The organism is Chryseobacterium sp. CFS15 (assembly GCF_031118795.1).
GTDB classification, from domain to species: Bacteria; Bacteroidota; Bacteroidia; order Flavobacteriales; family Weeksellaceae; genus Chryseobacterium; species Chryseobacterium indoltheticum.
In genome coordinates this window covers 156708-173811 of record NZ_JAVHYL010000001.1, presented here as the reverse complement: position 1 = coordinate 173811, position 17104 = coordinate 156708, and the positions used below count along the sequence as shown (strand labels likewise).

The following is a 17104-nucleotide window of genomic DNA, read 5'->3' as shown; positions in this document are numbered from 1 at the left end:
TTATAATTTTTATTTTTTTATTTACTGTAACTCGGTTTTACACCTAGAATTTTACCGTCATTTTCAAAAATTACCGTAATCAAATCTTTTGGTGGATTAGATTGATCATCTGTATATTTATACTGAATAGCAGGATACGTTTGATTATCAAGCAATTTTTGATAGCCCGATTGATAAACTTCTGTTTTTCTTTCGAAGCTTATTCCGCCCGAAAGTTTCTGAATCATATTTTCGTCTACCAAACTCTTCACTTTTTCAGAAATCAGAGAACCCACCGCTTGTTTGTCTGCAGTTTTCAAGGCAGAAACAAATTTGGAGAACGACTGATTGTAAAATTCAATTTTATCTTTAGGAATAGAAGCCGAAATATCCATTGCAGGATTTTGAACTTCCACTTTTTTCACATCTTGTGCGAAAGCTGATGAAACTGAAAACAGGCAAAGAACAACGATTAATTTTTTCATATGTAGATGATATTGTTTTTATTTGTCATATAGAATCACCATAAATAACGAGATTTACACGAAATTTAATCAAAAATGATTTCATTTTAGACAAGATTTAAATTTGGCTGACCTAATTTAAGATAAATAAATTAAATAACCTCCAAAAACTTCATTGTATCTACATTATCTGCATAAGTATTCAATCCAGGGTTTTGTGCTTCTCCGAATTGAATTGAATCAATTCCCAGCTCATTTTTAGCAACAACACATTGAATATTTTCTTCGTTTTCAGCAATGAAATTTTTTACTTCATCCAAAGAAGAATATCTGCTAAAATTAATCACAGAAAGCGGACTGAATAATTGAGCGTCTTCTTTCAGCATTACAAAATTATTATCCCAGAATTTATCTTGGTTTAGAAGGTAAACTGCTCTGTTGTAATCGTAATTATTAGCATATTTATTATGATTGATGATTTCTTTAAAATCTAAGAAACTCTCAAACAATCTGTCGATCACAAACTCTTGCGGAATGAAAATTCTGGTCACATTTCTGCATCCTAAACCAAAATACTGGAAAATATCATGCGCTAAAAGCTTCAACTCTTCTTCTGTTTCATCACCTTTTAAAACCGCAACTGAAGTTCTGTTTTTACGGATAATACTTAGATGATTTTTAAAGTAGTATTCCAGATATCTCGCTGTATTGTTGCTTCCTGTTGCTATTACTGCATCAAAATTCTCTAATCTTTCTACAAATTCAAAATCAATGGCTTCGTCAGAAAATTCTTTCCATTTTTTAAGTAAAAATGGAACCATTTGCTTGTCTTTTGATGACAGCTTAATCAATGGTATGTGATTGCTTAAAATCACAGAAATTACATCGTGAAATCCTACCAAAGGAATGTTTCCGGCAAGAATTAAACCTACTTTTTTCGAAGTTTTCGATGGTGAATAGTTTTGCAACCATTCGTTTATATTTTCCTTTGTCAGCAAATCTGCCCATTGTTTTAAGGCATACTTTTGATTATCAGCCGTAAACCATGGGTTTTCAATTTCTGATTTTTTCAATACTTGCTGAAATTCGACATCATTTTCATTATAATATTCAGGGTTTTTTACTAAAAACTCTTTTATATAACCACTTAATTCATTTAGTCCTAAAACTCTTTTTTCGATATTCATAATTACTGCAAAATTGGGGAATATTTTGTAATTTTGTGCAAATTTAAAAAAAATTAGCGATGGCTATTAAAATAACTGATGAATGCATTAACTGCGGAGCCTGCGAACCGGAATGCCCAAACAATGCAATATATGAGGGGGCAGTAGATTGGAAAGCATCCGAAGGTACTGAGCTTTCAGGAACCGTAACCTTACCATCAGGTCTTACGGTTGATGCCGACTCACCACAGGAACCTGTGAGTGACGATGTTTATTTTATTGTAACAGACAAGTGTACAGAATGTAAGGGCTTTCATGAGGAGCCACAGTGCGCTGCGGTTTGCCCGGTAGACTGCTGTGTTCCGGATGAAGATCATGTAGAGTCTGAAGAGGCTTTGCTGAACAAAAAAGCGTTCTTACACGGTGAATAAAAACTTCCGTCTCATAAATTATGAGACGGTTTTATTTTATATTTAAATTATATCTCTTCAAAATAGTAATAATGAAACCGCAGATTTTGTCTATATTGAATAAAATTTGCAAAAACAACAAGTAAAATTATGAGCAAAAAGCACAATTTCAGCGCAGGACCATGTATCTTACCTCAGGAAGTATTTGAAAAATCAGCAGAAGCTATTTTAGATTTCAACGGGATTGGTTTATCAATTCTTGAGATCTCACACAGAAGTAAAGATTTTGTTGCGGTAATGGATGAAGCTCGCGCAATTGTAAAAAGACTGATGAATTTGGGTGACGATTATGAAGTTTTGTATTTGGGAGGCGGTGCAAGTCTTCAGTTTGCAATGGTGCCTTACAATTTGATGAAAGTAGGCGGAAAAGCTGCTTATCTGGATACAGGAACTTGGGCTGCAGGAGCTATAAAAGAGGCTAAAAAAGTAGGAAGTGTAGATATTGTAGGCTCTTCAAAAGAAGAAAATTACTCTTTCATTCCTAAAGATTATAAAATAGGTGCAGAATATGATTATTTCCACTGCACATCAAACAATACCATCTACGGAACACAAATGAAAAACTTTCCTGAAGTAGAAACTTTAATGGTTTGTGATATGAGTTCGGATATTTTCTCAAGACAATTAGATTTCTCTAAATTTGATTTAATCTATGCCGGAGCTCAGAAAAACATGGGACCTGCAGGTGTGACTTTAGTGGTTGTAAAAAAAGAAATTCTTGAAAAATCAGGAAGAGAAAACATGCCTTCTTATTTTGATTATTCTCAGCATATTGCTAAAGAATCGATGTATAATACTCCACCGGTTTTCCCTGTTTATGCATCTTTATTGACGTTACAGTATTTAGAAAAAAACGGAGGAATTGCAGCGGCAGAAGCAAGAAATGAAGCTAAAGCTAAATTATTATACGACGAAATAGATTCTAATCCTTTATTTGAAACGTTCTGTGTGAAAGAAGATCGTTCGCTGATGAATATTTCTTTCAAATTACTCGATGAAAGTAAAAAAGAAGAATTCGATGCTGCATGGAAAGCTGCCGGAATCAATGGGTTAAACGGACACAGAAGTTTGGGTGGTTACAGAGCAAGTATGTATAACGCATTGCCAATAGAAAGTGTGCAGGTTTTGGTAGATGTAATGAAATCTATAAAGTAACTAGCGGGAAAGAAATCAACAATTAAAAGATGTTTTTTCATTCTTTTAAATTTTCTTAATTTGCGAAACTATTAAATTCATCTTAAAAATATTAGATTAATAAGAACAATGAGAGTTTTAGCCAACGACGGAATCTCCAAAGCCGGAGAACTAGCTTTAAAAGAAGCCGGGATAGAACTGCTTGACAACAGAGTTGCTCAGGATCACGTTATTAATTTTATTAATGAAAATAACGTAGATGTTCTTTTGGTGAGAAGTGCTACCAAAGTAAGACAAGATTTGATTGACGCTTGTCCCAATCTGAAAATAATAGGAAGAGGCGGAATCGGTATGGATAATATCGATGTTGAATATGCGATTGAAAAAGGATTATATGTGATCAATACCCCAACTGCTTCCTCAAAATCGGTGGCTGAATTGGTTTTTGCACATTTCTTTTCTTTAGCAAGATTTTTACACGAATCTAACAGACTGATGCCATTGGAAGGGGAAACTCACTTCAATGCGATGAAAAAATCTTTCAGCAAAGCGTACGAACTTTCAGGTAAAACTTTGGGAGTAATTGGCTTCGGAAGTATTGGTCAGGAAGTCGTAAAAATGGGAATTTCTTTAGGAATGAAAGTAAAAGTTCTGACCAGAAAACCCAGAACAGAAGTTTTAGCCTTACATTTTTTCGACGGACAAACTTTAAATTTTGAAATTACTTCTACGAATAATACTGAAGAGTTTTTAAAAGATACCGATTTTATCAGCATCAATACGCCACAGACTGATGAGTATATCATTGATACTCCACAGTTTGAAAAAATGAAAGATGGTGTTTATATCGTCAATACCGCAAGAGGCGGTGTAATCAATGAAGTTACTTTGCTTGATTTTATAGAATCTGGTAAAGTTGCAGGAGCAGCGCTTGATGTTTTTGAAAACGAACCGTCACCTGAACTGATTTTATTGATGAACCCTAATCTGTCTCTTACACCACATTTAGGAGGTAATACGGTAGATGCGCAAGAAAAAATAGGTATTGAACTTGCCAATCAGATTATTGAAATTAAAAAGAAACTATAAATTATATATGCCAGTTTTTAAACCTTTCCGTGGAATACGCCCTCATAAAGATCATGAGGCAACGTTTCCTACTCATCCTTTAGATAATTTCACCCAGGCTGAAATTGCTGAAAAAGCACAAAAAGAAAAAACTTACATCAATATGATTAAACCCTATGTTGTAAGTAAATCTAAAGATGTCGACCGGAATTTAAGGAAAATACGTACCACTTTTGAAGAACTTTTGGAAGACAAAACATTAGTTCAGGACAGCTCTGCCTATTATCTTTATGAGCAGATTTATCCAAACAAGCAGATATTCAGAGGGCTTCTTGGCTTGTCGAGTATTGAAGATTTCTGGAGCGGAAAAATCAAAAGACACGAAAGTACCATTCCTCAGAGAAAAGAAAAGCTGGCGCATTATCTTGATAAAGTGAATCTTCAGGCGGAACCTGTTTTGCTGACTTATCAGTCAAATTCAAAAATTGAATTGCTGATGAATCATGAAGAAAAAAATGTTCCTATTTTCAATCATGTTGATACAATCGGAATCAGACATAAAATCTGGAGAATAGATAACCGCCTGAAACTGCAGCAGTTTAAAGAAGTAATCGATCAGATCGAGTCTTTTTATATTGCAGATGGTCACCACAGAATTGGTTCTACAGCACTTCATGCAAAGCGTCTTAAAGAAAAAAACAAGCGCCATAACGGAACTGAAGCCTATAATTTTGTGTATAGTTTTATCGTTTCCAATCAATCTATAAAAATTCACGATTACAACAGGATTCTGAGCAGTATCGGAGATTTATCTACTGAAGATTTCTTGAAGAAACTGGAAAAATATTTCCTTATTCACGAAAAAGACCAGACTCCGTACTACCCTTCTCAGAAATTTCATATTTCAATGTATTTGGATGGGAAATTTTATTCACTTCACGTAAAACACGATTTGCGTTCCCCGGAAATGTCACTTGATAATCTTGATCATCATATTTTAGATAAATATATCATTAAAGATATTCTGAATATTGAAGATTCCGACAGTTCAGATCAGATTACCTACGTAAAGGGAACATCGAATATCGAAGGAATTAAACTATTGAAAGAGAAAATCGACAAGGGTGAAGGGAAAGTAGGTTTCGGAATCTACCCGGTAAGCTTTAATGATATGATTAAAATATCTGATTTAAAGTTGCGTATGCCTCCAAAATGCACATTTATCGAGCCTAAACTGGTTACTGCATTATTAATGTACGATATGAAATAAAATACATATTAAAATTAAAAAGCATCTTTAGTAGATGCTTTTTATAATAGTTTTAACATTTTTCAATCTTTAGGATAAGGTATAGCTTTATCTTTTTCGATAGGTAAATAATATTCTTTTATACTTTTCTGTATAGATTTTTTTCTTTCTCTAATTTTTTCTGGTGTGCTAAGATCATCATCAGAAGCTAGTGTCCCTCCTTTTCTAATAAAGTCACTGAACTCTTCTATAACATTGTTATAAGAGTCCAATTTTATTTTGTGATATTGTTTTAAGCTTACAGCAATTGGTTTTTTTCCATAATGAGTTTCTAAAAAATTGCTGGTATCAAATGCTTCCGGAAGAGTGATGCTTTTTACTAATGTATAATGAAAAATATTTTCAGAATCATATATTTCAAAAATCAGGCCCGATAATCCTCGAAATTTGTAAGGTCCTTCCTGAAACGGAATTTTATGACTGAACCAGGCGATCCATTTTCTTCCTCCAAAATTACTAGTTGCTTTCTGAAGTGTATAATCCTGTACTTTTTTTGTTTCTTTTTCTAATTTCCAGTCAATTTTATCTGTTGACCTAATAGCAAAATAATCATATCCGTGAGAGAAAAATATCTTGTTTTCAAAACTATTGCGTTTCCTTAATAACAATTGATCGCATTTTAAAAAGTATTGTGTGTTCTTTCCCGTTTTTCTTAAGGAATCATTTTTCACAAATCCCAACTCGTAAAACTTGACAGAGCTGTCAGAAATATCCAAGGCCATATTTGTTTTTATGAAATCATCTTTTTTGTTGATTTCTAATTTATAAATAAATCGATGGTTTTGAGAAGATAAAATTTCAAATGTAATTAGTAAACTAAATAATATTATTTTCATTTTTTTTATTTTTTTTATAAACTTACCAAACTTTGAGAATAACTTTTCCTGTAATATCTGCTTTTTTAACCGGACCGAAAAATCTAGAATCTACCGATTCTGCTCTATTATCTCCCATTAAAAAATAGAAATCGTCCTGAAATATGTATCTTTCTTTAGTCAGATTTAAATCATCAACATTTTCTTCTTCAATCAATTTTTTATAAAGAATGATATTTTTAGGGTTTAGTGCTATTACCATTCCTTTTTTTGGGATTAGAAAAGCACCAAAATTGTATAATGTCCATTCATTTTTACCATATGTACTATAAATTTCCGATCTGGAAAATGCATCAGATTCCGAATTTTTTTTATCTACAGCGTTACTTGGTAATGGAATTAATACATTATCTAAATAAGTTTTGCCTTTAATTATTTTAAAAGTATTTCCAGGTAATCCTATACAACGTTTAATCATTTTTTTATTTTCATGTTTAAATATTATAACATCATTATAGGTAATTGAATAAAAATTTTTAATTATCAATACTTTATTACCCGCTTTGTAAGTATTATTCATCGAGTTTTGATTTATTGTATATATTTCAAAAAAGAATATTCTTAAAATTATTAAAGCGAAAAGAAAAGCTATAATATAAAAAAAATCTTTTCTCATAAATTACATATAAGAATTTTGGAGTATAGTGACTTTGCTTTATCATTATCGTAAAAAGCTCCAAATAAAATCACTTCAGAATTATTATTTAGAATCATTGTGTTATAAAGATTATCCGAGACTGGTAGCTTATTTATTGTTTTAAATGAATAATATTCTCTTTCGTAATATATAGGATAGGGAAAATTTATTTTCTTTATCGCATCTGAAACATATAGCTTGGTTGGAGCACTTGCAATGAATACAAAATTTACATTTGGATTTTCGGGCAAATTTTGTAATGATTTCTTTATTGTACTTAATTCGTCTATACATTTATCACAATCTGCTGTAAAAAAATGAACAATAGTATATCCTTGCATATTTATTAAATCACTAATTTTATTATTTGTAGAAGAAACATTAATCAACTTTTCCATGTTGGAGGGAAAAAATATTTTTTTCTTATACCAACTTTTCATCATTGTCTTTGTTTCTTGTTGTATATTTTCACATTTGTTTTTACATGATGTAAAGAAAATAAAACAGTATATTAAAAAGAATTTTAACATTTTCATTCTTAAAAATTTAGTTTAGTTAAAAAAATACTTTTTACTCTATCATCGTAACAGTATAGAGTTTTTGTTTTCTGGTTTATACAGATTTTACTTACTTTTCGGTCTAAAGAAAGTTCTTTTATAAAATTGCCGTCCCAGTCAAAAATCAAAATTTTTTCTGAAGATGTTTCACCGTTTTTATCTCCTGAAAAAAGACAATAAATATAATCTTCAGTATATGCGACAGATAAATAAGCATAAATTGTTTTTTCATCATCTTCAACAGAGAATCCCATTTTAAGTTTTGTAACATACATTTTAGGATTGAAATTATCTTTATTATAAATCGTTTTTTCAAGCTTATCATTTACATAAAATTCAGCTCTGCTAGCTTTATTATAAAAAACAGCAACCTTATTTTTAAAGGAATGTTTAATACTTGTAGCTTTAAATAGATAAGCTTTATTAGGAAATTTAGTATTTGGTATATCCTCAAGCAATTTATTATTATTTACCTTAGGAAGCTTTCCTATTTTCTTCTTTATTTGTTGAAAATCTGCGTAAAAATATCTACAATTATCCATTGAGTAAGTGGTGGCTAGCAATAAACTATCACCAATTATACTTGGCGAGATTAAATTTTTTAAGTTTGTAGGCAACCTTATCTCTTTTTCTATAACTTTATTTTTTTGTAAATAATCGATATTAATTTTAAATAATTTACTTAATGTTATATCATAAATCCATGCTATTTGGTTATTCTGAATAAATATATTCGCTACAGATAAACCTTCGTTTTGAGCATTTCCACGTGTAATTATCGTATCTATTAATTTATTATTATTTAAAGAATATATATTGATAAGTTTTTCAGATCTAAAATTCCCACATATCAATATACTATCAACTACAGCTATACTAGTAAATATACCATGTATATTTATTGGCTTTAAAACGATAGATAACTTATCCGAACCATTTAAATTAATATCGCTATCATTTTTTTGAATTTTAAATTCAACATTATTGTTATTTTGTTTACAACTATAAAAAATAAGAAAGAATAAAAACAAAATAAAATTATAACTTATATAAGTATGCTTCATGATTGATTATTAAATAACTAAAAGGAGATATCCTCCTTTTAGTTAAAAGTTTGAGATTCCTTATATGGTATCTTCATAAACCCTGTTGTTACAAGCTTTCTTCTTCAAATGATGATGTACCTCCAATGGTTTGTGCTTTATAGCCTGTGTAAATTTGCCCTGTAGAAGCTGATCTGCAGTCGCTATTCGTTGCTTCTACACATTTAATTCCAGCATTAGCTCGAAGGCTTTCTAAAGAAGAGTCATTAATTGTTAATGCAAATGTCGCTGCAGAAGCAACAAATCCAAATCCTAAAAAAAGAATTGTTTTAATCTTTTTCATAATAAAAATATTTTTTAATTATATGCTATTATTAGCATTGCTAAATTAAAAACGCTCTCATAATTTTGAAATGCAAAATAGAACACATAAATTGCATATTACAGCAAATGATTAGAATTAGTTATGGTTAAACAAAAATTATTAGACAAAAGAATAGAAAAAAAGTTTACTCAAGAAGAATTGGCATACAAAGTTGGTATGGAAACATCAAGCTATAACAGGAGGGAAAATGGTGTTACTAAAATATCAAAAAAAGAATGGATTAAAGTAGCGAAAGAATTAGGTGTAAAATTAGAAGATATTTATGAGCCTGATGACGGAATTTTTTTCATTAAAAATGAAAATACTACAAATGCAGTCAATATTTCAGCATATGGCTTATTGACAATGAAAAAATATATTGCTAAATTAGAAGAAGAGAATAAAATTTTGAAAGCAGAAAATGAGCTATTAAGAAAGTAAAATATTCCAGAATAAAACAATATGATAATATTTTTATTTATTTTTATGCTCCGAAAAGAAAACGGTCAGTAAAAATGAAAAAAATCTTACTTATCATATTTCCACTCTTTTTGAGTGGATTTTTATTTTCTCAGAAAAAAACTCCTTCAAAAAAGGCAAAGCCAATCCCTAAATTCAATTACCACGAAGAATTTAAGAAAATCTCTGACGAAATTTTCCTTCACGGAACTGCTTATGATAATCTCGGTGAGTTAACCAAGGGAGTTGGCTCGAGATTCAGTGCAACACCCGGCTACACAAAAGCTACAGAATGGGCTGAAAAAAACTTAAAAGAAGCTGGTGCAGAAAATATCTGGAAACAGGAAGTAAGAGTTCCCATTTGGATCAGAGGAAAAGAATCTTTACAGATTAAAACTTCAAGCGGTGACTGGAAAAACATAAAAATGCTTTCTTTCGGAAATTCTGAAGGTACCAAAGGAAAAGATCTTACTGCTGATATTCTTTTGGTGAATAACGTTCAGGAATTGGTGAATCTGAGAATTGCAGATGCAAAAGATAAAATTATTTTTGTAAACTATCCTATCGATCCTACGATAATCAGCACAGTAGATTCTTACATGATTGCGGCAAAATCTAAACTTATTTCGGCATCCGTCATTGGTCAGAAAGGAGCGAAAGCTTTAATTATAAGATCATTAACAACAGCTTCTGATGATATTCCGCATGCGAAACAGGTTTATTACGAGCCGGATGATAAGGCAAGAATACCTGCAATGACGATTGGCGCTCGTTCGGCAGATGAACTTGAAAGCCTTCTTAAAAAGACTTCTGTTAAAGCCAAAATTAATATGTCGGCCGAGTCAAAAGGTGAAACAATTAATCACAATATTATCGGTGAAATTCCCGGTAAAAAAGATTCTAAAGTAATTGTTCTCGGAGCCCAGCTCGATTCATGGGATTTTGCTGAAGGTGCCCATGATGACGGAACCGGAGTGGTACAGTGTATGGAAGTTTTAAGAGCATTTAAAGCTTTAGGTTACGACAACAATCATACGATAAGAGTTGTGCTTTACGCCAACAGTGAAAATGGCGGAATGGGTCGTGAAACGTATGCAATGAGTGTAAAAAAGAAAGAAGAAAAGCATATTTTGGCTTTAGGAAGCGATTCAGGAGGATATTCTCCAAGAGGATTTTCTTTAGATATGTCGCCACAGAGAAGAAGGCTTATTTTTGAATGGAAAAATTATTTTTTACCGTATGGAATCTATGATTTCGACCAGACGTATGCAATTCAGGATATCGCACCATTAAAAAAACTGGATATTCCATTGGTTGAAATGGTGGTAGATACACAACGTTATTTCGATTATCATCACTCTGAAAAAGATACTTTCGATAAAGTCAATAAAAGAGAATTATTGCTTGGAGCTGTTGCGATGACGCAGTTTGTGTTTATGATTGATAAAAATTGGTAGAAATATACAAATAATAACGATGAATGCACTCAAATGAGCGTTAACAAGAAACTTTTAGAAGCAAAATCAAATCAGGAATTGGCAGAATATATCAAACCTGAAAGTAAATTTGTTCCGGAAGCTAAACTTTATGCCTACGAAATCTTGAAAGCTCGCAGTCGTGAATTTAGTGATGAAGAAACGGCAAGAATTGTATTGTTAATTGAAGAAGAAAACACCAGAAAAAACTTTACTCTTCACCCCAATTATAAAAAATCAGCTGAGTTAATTTATTTAGCTGCAGTTTTAGGAATTGGCAATATGATCTGGAAATATGAAACTTTAGATTCAGGAAGGAAATTTTTCACAGCGCTACTTACTTTAGCTTTTCTTTTTGGTCTTGGTTACGTTGTAAGCAGAGGTATAGAATGGTTTAAATTTATACTATTGGTACTTTTAGCTTTTGGACTTCTCGGGTTTCCTTTAATGGTTTCTGAATTCGTAAACGATCCTGTTGTAGGAGTTATTTATATCGCACAAACAGTCCTGCAAGTATGGTCTTTAATTTTATTATTTAAAATACCTGAAGCTGTACGTACACAACAAACGCATTGATAAACTGTAAAAAAAACTTTAACATCAGATTCAAAATGGAAATCAATCAATTAGACTTAAAATTCGACTCGATAAATAACCCAAAACTTGGCGATCTTTATTCTCAGTTTCAGGAAATTTTAGAAAAACTTAACGATAAAAAATTACCTTCTGAAGCGGTACAGTATATTAATAATATTGTTGAACAATCGAATTCAACAACATTACAGGATAAAGCGTTACTGAAATTTTTAAAAGACAAGCAAAATCTCATCATAAAATATTTGGAAAAAGAACATAAAATCGTTCCTAAAGGTTACTATAAAAAACTTTGGTTAGCAGTGGGAATGACGGCTTTCGGCTTACCAATCGGAGTTGTTTTTGGTTTACTAATGAAAAATATGGGATTAATGGCAATAGGATTACCAATTGGTTTAGGTGTCGGGGCTGCAGTAGGTTCTTCAATGGATAAAAAAGCCTTGCAGGAAGGAAGACAGATTGATGTAGAGCTGAAATTTTAATTTTAAAATGTAATTATGAAAAATATTCTATCAGCTGCGGTTGTCTTTTTAAGCTTAAACTTATTTGGACAGACCAAAGAAGATTCAATACAGTTCAGTAGAATTTCAACTGAAATTTTAAATAAAGGAAAATCCTACACCGAACTTAGAGATTTAACTAAAAATATAGGTCATCGATTAAGCGGTTCTGAAGCATATGAAAAATCGGTGAAATGGGCAGAACAAAAATTGAAAGAAGCCGGAGCCGACAAAGTTTGGCTTCAGGAAGTAATGATTCCGGTTTGGGAAAGAGGAAAAGAATCTTTAAAAATAAAAGCTCAAAACGGGAAATGGAAATCTCTGAAAATGCTTTCTCTTGGGAATTCTGAAGGAACAAAAGGCAAAGATGTTTCAGGAGAAATCATTATGGTGAAATCATTGGCGGAATATGACAAACTGAGTCCGGAACAGGTGAAAGACAAGATTGTTTTCTTTAATTATCCCTTCAGTCAATCTTATGTTCAGACTTTCAAAGCCTACAGCGATGCAGCAGTTTACCGTTCTACTGCGGCGGCTTTGACGGCAAAAAAAAGCGGGAAATTTGCCATTGTAAGATCGCTTTCTTCTGCTTTTGATGATGTTCCGCATACCGGAGCGATGAGATATGGTGATTCAGATAAAATTCCGGCTGTTGCCATTGGAAATACCACTGCAGATGAATTGGAAGCTCTTTTAAAATCCAAAAAAATCACCGCTAAACTCAATTCAAACTGTGGAATGAAAGGTGAAAAGCTCTCCCACTCTGTAATTGGCGAAATTACAGGGAATAAAGATAAAAGTGTCATTGTTGTTGGCGGACATTTAGATTCGTGGGATGTTGGTGAAGGCGCTCATGATGACGGAGCCGGCATTGTACAGAGCATTGAAGTTTTGAGAACGTTTAAAAGTTTAGGTCTGAAAAATAATCATACTATACGAGTGGTTTGTTTTGCGAATGAAGAAAACGGTGTGAAAGGTGGTCAACAGTATGGAAAAGGCGTAAAAGAGAATAACGAAAAACATCTTTTTGCCTTAGAATCTGATGCGGGAGGTTTCTCTCCGAGGGGAATTGCTTTGGAGATGGACGCTGATAAAATCAATCAGATTACAAGCTGGTCTCCCCTATTTCTTCCTTACGGAGCTTATGATTTTGAAGGAAGATATTCGGGAACAGATATTTATCCGTTAAAAGATATGGGAATTCCTACTGCAGAACTCGTTCCGGATTCTCAGCGATATTTTGATATTCATCATACCGAAGAAGATACTTTTGAAAAGGTAAATCGCCGTGAATTGCTTTTGGGAGCTACAATTATGACGCAAATGATTTATATGATCGATAAAAACTGGTAAAATAGAAAGTCCTCAAATCGAGGACTTTTTTACTTAAATCGAGATAATATTTTTTTCACTGAATTTAAAACATTGTTATTTTGCCAATTAGCATCAAATTTTACCAATTGATTTTGGTGTGGAGGCATTATTATTTTTGCATGAAACATTGTCAGATTATCTTTAATTTTTTGGTAATACTCCAGATCTAAATCTGACTTTTTTAAGTATTCAATTTCGATAATCGTTTTATTATTTTTTGCTTTAAAAACATACAAAACTACATCGTAGAGATCGTCATTAAATTCAGCCAAAGTTTCAACAATAGAATTCAGATTTTGAGGTGTTTTTTTTGAATTAGTTTTTTGTTTTATTTTTCTTAATTCATGTAAATTAATGTATTCCAGACTGTTTACATCAGTCAAAATATACTGGTAACGGTTTGTAATAATATTCCAACAATTTTTCTTAACTAATTCAAGCAGATGATCAGTAGTTATTTTAATGTTTTCTTCTAGAATTTCATTATCCATTTTAGTCATCAAATAATTAAGAGTGAATAAAGGATGATATCACAAATATTCTTTTTTAGTAATTGTAAAATCTAAAACCTTTCCGTCTCTTTTCACCTTTACATCAATAGAATTATGATCTCTTTCTATGCGATTTTGCAGATATTTACAAACAGAATCTTTATCCAGATTTTCTAAACTTACGTTGTTAATGCTCAGAATTTCATCATCAATTTTCAAAGGAACATCATTTCCGCTAAATAGCAATACAACTTTTGCTTTTTGATCGATAAATCGGTATCCAAAACCGAAAGATTCCAATTTTGCGGGATAATTTTTAATTTTATTTAAATATATTTTATTGTTTTTCCAATCCATTATAAATCTGAATTTTTTCAAAAATTCGTTTCCAAGCAGACTTGAAGATCCGGTAGAAACAATTTCATTTTCAAATTTTTGTTCATCCAAAAGAACTTTTTCTGGTTTAAAATAATAGGAACTTTCCTGTTTTCCTGCTCCAAAAGCTCCTACAGAAGCAGTTCCGTACGTTTCAATAGATTTTACTGTAGTATTTGTGGGATCATATTCTGTGTTAGAAATTCTAAAGGTCCCTGTAAAGCCGGTATCAAAAGTAAGATTTATCTTTTTATCTAAAATATGAGCTTTTATAACAGGCGTTTTTTGGGGTTTAGGATCGAAAGAAAATACCGTTTCATAGCCTTCTTTGGAAAAGTTTGTCAGATCTTTAGTCGCTTCCAATAAGTTTTCAGAATAATTGGTTCTCCAGAAAAGTTTTGCCATTTGATTGGCTCCAATAATGCCATCAATTTTAAGGCACTCAAATTCAATTCCCTTTAAATCCATCACAATAGCACCAATATTTTTGAAAGTGATTTGATCAATTTTCATTTCGGGTATTACCGTAAAAATCTGTTCCTGTTTATTTTTTTTGGAATCTGTGACTTTACTGCGATGTTTTTTCTTAAGATTGAGCTCGCTGTAAATTGAGGTAGAAATCACAGTCGGAGCACCACTATCGAAAAGAAACTGATATATTTTCCCGTTGATATTTACTTTTACAAAAGGTAATTCGTTGGTATACGTCAGATTAATTTTTTCAACAGAATTCTGCAGTTCGGCTTCACCATTTTCGAAAAATCTTTTCCCTTGTGCTGAAACTGTAATTGTGAATAGTATTAAAACAGCGAGTATATATTTTTTCATATTTATTTTCTATAAAAATAGTATTTTATCGCCGATACAGCCAAATGATTGCATTAAATAGATTACAAGCTTTTGTCTTCAAACATTTTAATCATTTTCTTTTCGCCTTACTTTTAATTTAAATCAAATACGGTTTCCCGTAAAAAAAGTGTGTATGGTTTGCTTATTATTGCAACATAAAACGAATAACCATGGAAATTTTTCTCATTTTATTTTTGGTTGGATTGGCTGTGTATTTCTACACCAGATCTAATAAACTAAAGACCGAAATTAAAAACAAAGACCTTAAAATTAATGATTTAACAAAAATTATTAATCAGTTTCAATCTGAAATATTAAAATACCAGAATGAAAATAATTCTTTAAAAACAAACCTTCAGTCTGCAAAAAAAGACTTGTCTTATATTCAGATTACCAATCGGGAATTAAAAGATAAAATTGCTGAGCTAAGCAAATATCAAAACATTATCGATGTAAAAATTGAATGTGAATATCTGCTTAAAAAAGCTCAGAAAGATTATGAAAAACTGAGAGAAAGAGGTAATCTCGAATTATCTGAAGCTCAGGAAAGCGCAAAAGAATCACGAAGAAACATTAAAGAGCTGAGCGAAAAGAAGCAGAGAGAAATTGAACTTTTGTATGAAAATGCAGTACGAGAATCTACAAGGATCATCGATCAGGCTGAAAACAAAGCAGAAACTATTGGCGGCGATGCATATAGAAGCCTTAGAGAAGCTGATGAAATTGCAAGCAGAATCCAGGCAATGAAAAACGTTATTAAAGGGTACGGAAACGAATATCTTGTGCCGAGCTACACGCTTCTTGATCAACTTGCTGAAGATTTCAGTCACAAAGACGCAGGTGAAAATCTTAAAAAGCTCCGTCAGAATAATAAAATGATGATCGTCAATCGACAAGCCGGAATCTGTGAATATATGGACAATGAAAGAAAAAAAACGGCTGTAGATTTTGTGATTGATGCTTACAACGGAAAGGTAGACTCTATTTTGTCAACCGTGAGAAAAGATAATTATGGAATTTTGAAACAGAAAATCGAAGATGCTTTTCAGTTGGTCAATTTTAACGGAAAAGCTTTCAGGAATGCAAGAATTTCAGATGTTTATCACCAGGCGAGGCTTGAAGAACTTAAATGGGCAGTTGTAGCACAGGAATTACGGGCAACGGAACTCGAAGAGCAAAGGCAAATTCGTGAACAGATCCGTGAAGAAGAGAAAGCCCGAAAGGAGTTTGAAAAAGCAATAAAAGATGCCGAAAAAGAGGAACAAACTTTAAAACGTTTAATTGAAAAAGCCGAAGCACAAGTTTCCATAGCCAATGAAGCACAAAAAGCTATGTTTCAGCAAAAACTTGAGGAGCTACAAGGAAAACTAGAGCAGGCAGAAGAAAAAAATCAAAGAGCTATCTCAATGGCTCAACAGACAAAAACCGGAAATGTATATGTGATCTCAAACATCGGTTCTTTTGGAGAGCACGTTTATAAAATTGGGATGACGAGACGTTTGGAGCCTTTAGACCGCGTTCGTGAATTGGGAGATGCAAGTGTTCCGTTTGAGTTTGATGTACACGCAATGATTTATTCAGAGGATGCTCCCGCTTTGGAAAGGCAGTTGCATAAGCAGTTTCTTAAAAATCAACTTAATAAAATCAATCCTAGAAAAGAATTTTTCAGACTTAATTTAAGTGATCTGAAAAGTCATCTTGAAACTATCGGAATCAATTGTAAATGGACACTTTTGGCAGAAGCAAAGCAATATAGAGAAACGCTGAAGCTGGAGGAAGAAATGAAAACCGATAAAAACCTCGAAGCAGAATGGGAACGTTATCAGAAAACAGCAGATCCCGTAAGCTATGAAGAAATCATTGAAGAAGTTTCTGTTTGATAACCAATTCATTGTTTGAGCATTAGCGAAAAATTACGATA

At 32.1% G+C, this 17104-nt stretch carries 19 protein-coding genes; 10 read left to right on the top strand and 9 right to left on the bottom strand.

Annotation, left to right across the window (positions count from 1 at the left end; translation table 11 throughout):
* Window positions 1-17: 17 nt before the first annotated feature.
* Together OH814_RS00840 and OH814_RS00835 are read right to left on the bottom strand one after the other, a co-directional pair.
* On the bottom strand, window positions 18-464 hold the full coding sequence (locus tag OH814_RS00840; protein WP_123885093.1) for a peptidylprolyl isomerase: 447 nt from the start codon (window positions 462-464) through the stop codon (window positions 18-20).
* A gap of 131 nt (window positions 465-595) precedes the next feature.
* On the bottom strand, window positions 596-1630 hold the full coding sequence (locus OH814_RS00835) for an acyl-CoA reductase (RefSeq protein ID WP_308826759.1): 1035 nt from the start codon (window positions 1628-1630) through the stop codon (window positions 596-598).
* 59 nt (window positions 1631-1689) lie between these two features.
* Here OH814_RS00835 and OH814_RS00830 point away from each other — a divergent pair, with 59 nt between their 5' ends.
* The 4 genes from OH814_RS00830 (at window position 1690) to OH814_RS00815 (ending at window position 5551) form a co-directional block, all read left to right on the top strand.
* Complete coding sequence (locus tag OH814_RS00830; RefSeq protein WP_047443901.1) at window positions 1690-2040, top strand: 4Fe-4S binding protein; 351 nt, start codon at window positions 1690-1692, stop codon at window positions 2038-2040.
* Between the two features lie 129 nt (window positions 2041-2169).
* Window positions 2170-3234 carry a 3-phosphoserine/phosphohydroxythreonine transaminase gene (gene serC / locus OH814_RS00825; protein WP_308826758.1) on the top strand — a complete coding sequence of 355 codons (1065 nt, stop codon included), beginning with the start codon at window positions 2170-2172 and terminating at the stop codon, window positions 3232-3234.
* Between the two features lie 108 nt (window positions 3235-3342).
* Entirely contained in the window at window positions 3343-4302 is a 960-nt protein-coding gene (locus OH814_RS00820) for a D-2-hydroxyacid dehydrogenase (RefSeq protein ID WP_123885096.1), read from the top strand.
* A 7-nt stretch (window positions 4303-4309) separates the two neighbouring features.
* The gene (locus tag OH814_RS00815; protein ID WP_308826757.1) at window positions 4310-5551 is read left to right on the top strand and encodes a DUF1015 domain-containing protein; all 1242 of its coding nucleotides are present in this window, start codon (window positions 4310-4312) and stop codon (window positions 5549-5551) included.
* Between the two features lie 62 nt (window positions 5552-5613).
* Here OH814_RS00815 and OH814_RS00810 read toward each other — a convergent pair whose 3' ends face one another.
* From OH814_RS00810 to OH814_RS00790, 5 genes are all read right to left on the bottom strand, one after another.
* Window positions 5614-6426 (bottom strand): GLPGLI family protein, encoded by an 813-nt coding sequence (locus OH814_RS00810; RefSeq protein WP_308826756.1) that lies wholly within the window; start codon window positions 6424-6426, stop codon window positions 5614-5616.
* 22 nt (window positions 6427-6448) lie between these two features.
* Window positions 6449-7081: a signal peptidase I gene (gene lepB / locus OH814_RS00805; RefSeq protein ID WP_308826755.1), complete on the bottom strand. Its 633-nt coding sequence runs from the start codon at window positions 7079-7081 to the stop codon at window positions 6449-6451.
* Complete coding sequence (locus tag OH814_RS00800) at window positions 7078-7638, bottom strand: hypothetical protein (RefSeq protein ID WP_308826754.1); 561 nt, start codon at window positions 7636-7638, stop codon at window positions 7078-7080. The genes lepB and OH814_RS00800 overlap by 4 nt, the downstream gene beginning before the upstream one ends.
* A 2-nt stretch (window positions 7639-7640) precedes the next feature.
* Window positions 7641-8723, bottom strand: a complete 1083-nt coding sequence (locus OH814_RS00795) for a BF3164 family lipoprotein (protein WP_308826753.1) — start codon at window positions 8721-8723, stop codon at window positions 7641-7643.
* Window positions 8724-8811: 88 nt separating this feature from the next.
* Window positions 8812-9045 carry a hypothetical protein gene (locus OH814_RS00790; RefSeq protein WP_308826752.1) on the bottom strand — a complete coding sequence of 78 codons (234 nt, stop codon included), beginning with the start codon at window positions 9043-9045 and terminating at the stop codon, window positions 8812-8814.
* 123 nt (window positions 9046-9168) lie between these two features.
* On the opposite strand from OH814_RS00790, the gene OH814_RS00785 reads away from it, so the two are divergent.
* From OH814_RS00785 to OH814_RS00765, 5 genes are all read left to right on the top strand, one after another.
* Entirely contained in the window at window positions 9169-9507 is a 339-nt protein-coding gene (locus OH814_RS00785) for a helix-turn-helix transcriptional regulator (RefSeq protein ID WP_308826751.1), read from the top strand.
* Between the two features lie 74 nt (window positions 9508-9581).
* The gene (locus tag OH814_RS00780) at window positions 9582-10982 is read left to right on the top strand and encodes a M28 family peptidase (RefSeq protein ID WP_308826750.1); all 1401 of its coding nucleotides are present in this window, start codon (window positions 9582-9584) and stop codon (window positions 10980-10982) included.
* A gap of 33 nt (window positions 10983-11015) precedes the next feature.
* A complete protein-coding gene (locus OH814_RS00775; protein ID WP_308826749.1) occupies window positions 11016-11576 on the top strand; it encodes a hypothetical protein in 561 nt (186 codons plus the stop codon).
* A gap of 35 nt (window positions 11577-11611) precedes the next feature.
* The gene (locus OH814_RS00770; protein WP_201134214.1) at window positions 11612-12076 is read left to right on the top strand and encodes a hypothetical protein; all 465 of its coding nucleotides are present in this window, start codon (window positions 11612-11614) and stop codon (window positions 12074-12076) included.
* A gap of 15 nt (window positions 12077-12091) precedes the next feature.
* A complete protein-coding gene (locus tag OH814_RS00765) occupies window positions 12092-13447 on the top strand; it encodes a M20/M25/M40 family metallo-hydrolase (protein ID WP_308826748.1) in 1356 nt (451 codons plus the stop codon).
* A gap of 29 nt (window positions 13448-13476) precedes the next feature.
* Here OH814_RS00765 and OH814_RS00760 read toward each other — a convergent pair whose 3' ends face one another.
* Together OH814_RS00760 and OH814_RS00755 are read right to left on the bottom strand one after the other, a co-directional pair.
* Complete coding sequence (locus OH814_RS00760; protein ID WP_308826747.1) at window positions 13477-13959, bottom strand: hypothetical protein; 483 nt, start codon at window positions 13957-13959, stop codon at window positions 13477-13479.
* Window positions 13960-13998: 39 nt separating this feature from the next.
* Entirely contained in the window at window positions 13999-15162 is a 1164-nt protein-coding gene (locus OH814_RS00755; protein WP_308826746.1) for an aspartyl protease family protein, read from the bottom strand.
* Window positions 15163-15353: 191 nt separating this feature from the next.
* Between OH814_RS00755 and OH814_RS00750 the strand changes: the two genes are divergently transcribed.
* Window positions 15354-17063, top strand: coding sequence for a DUF4041 domain-containing protein (locus OH814_RS00750; protein ID WP_308826745.1), 1710 nt, complete (start codon window positions 15354-15356; stop codon window positions 17061-17063).
* Window positions 17064-17104: the final 41 nt, after the last annotated feature.

Coding starts and splice junctions, on each gene's coding strand:
- OH814_RS00795 (WP_308826753.1), bottom strand. CDS start 8,723: ATGAAGCATACTTATATAAGTTATAATTTTATTTTGTTTTTATTCTTT.
- OH814_RS00765 (WP_308826748.1), top strand. CDS start 12,092: ATGAAAAATATTCTATCAGCTGCGGTTGTCTTTTTAAGCTTAAACTTA.
- OH814_RS00755 (WP_308826746.1), bottom strand. CDS start 15,162: ATGAAAAAATATATACTCGCTGTTTTAATACTATTCACAATTACAGTT.
- OH814_RS00830 (WP_047443901.1), top strand. CDS start 1,690: ATGGCTATTAAAATAACTGATGAATGCATTAACTGCGGAGCCTGCGAA.
- lepB (WP_308826755.1), bottom strand. CDS start 7,081: ATGAGAAAAGATTTTTTTTATATTATAGCTTTTCTTTTCGCTTTAATA.
- OH814_RS00750 (WP_308826745.1), top strand. CDS start 15,354: ATGGAAATTTTTCTCATTTTATTTTTGGTTGGATTGGCTGTGTATTTC.
- OH814_RS00790 (WP_308826752.1), bottom strand. CDS start 9,045: ATGAAAAAGATTAAAACAATTCTTTTTTTAGGATTTGGATTTGTTGCT.
- OH814_RS00800 (WP_308826754.1), bottom strand. CDS start 7,638: ATGAAAATGTTAAAATTCTTTTTAATATACTGTTTTATTTTCTTTACA.
- OH814_RS00815 (WP_308826757.1), top strand. CDS start 4,310: ATGCCAGTTTTTAAACCTTTCCGTGGAATACGCCCTCATAAAGATCAT.
- OH814_RS00840 (WP_123885093.1), bottom strand. CDS start 464: ATGAAAAAATTAATCGTTGTTCTTTGCCTGTTTTCAGTTTCATCAGCT.
- OH814_RS00785 (WP_308826751.1), top strand. CDS start 9,169: ATGGTTAAACAAAAATTATTAGACAAAAGAATAGAAAAAAAGTTTACT.
- OH814_RS00780 (WP_308826750.1), top strand. CDS start 9,582: ATGAAAAAAATCTTACTTATCATATTTCCACTCTTTTTGAGTGGATTT.
- OH814_RS00835 (WP_308826759.1), bottom strand. CDS start 1,630: ATGAATATCGAAAAAAGAGTTTTAGGACTAAATGAATTAAGTGGTTAT.
- OH814_RS00770 (WP_201134214.1), top strand. CDS start 11,612: ATGGAAATCAATCAATTAGACTTAAAATTCGACTCGATAAATAACCCA.
- OH814_RS00820 (WP_123885096.1), top strand. CDS start 3,343: ATGAGAGTTTTAGCCAACGACGGAATCTCCAAAGCCGGAGAACTAGCT.
- serC (WP_308826758.1), top strand. CDS start 2,170: ATGAGCAAAAAGCACAATTTCAGCGCAGGACCATGTATCTTACCTCAG.
- OH814_RS00775 (WP_308826749.1), top strand. CDS start 11,016: ATGAGCGTTAACAAGAAACTTTTAGAAGCAAAATCAAATCAGGAATTG.
- OH814_RS00810 (WP_308826756.1), bottom strand. CDS start 6,426: ATGAAAATAATATTATTTAGTTTACTAATTACATTTGAAATTTTATCT.
- OH814_RS00760 (WP_308826747.1), bottom strand. CDS start 13,959: ATGGATAATGAAATTCTAGAAGAAAACATTAAAATAACTACTGATCAT.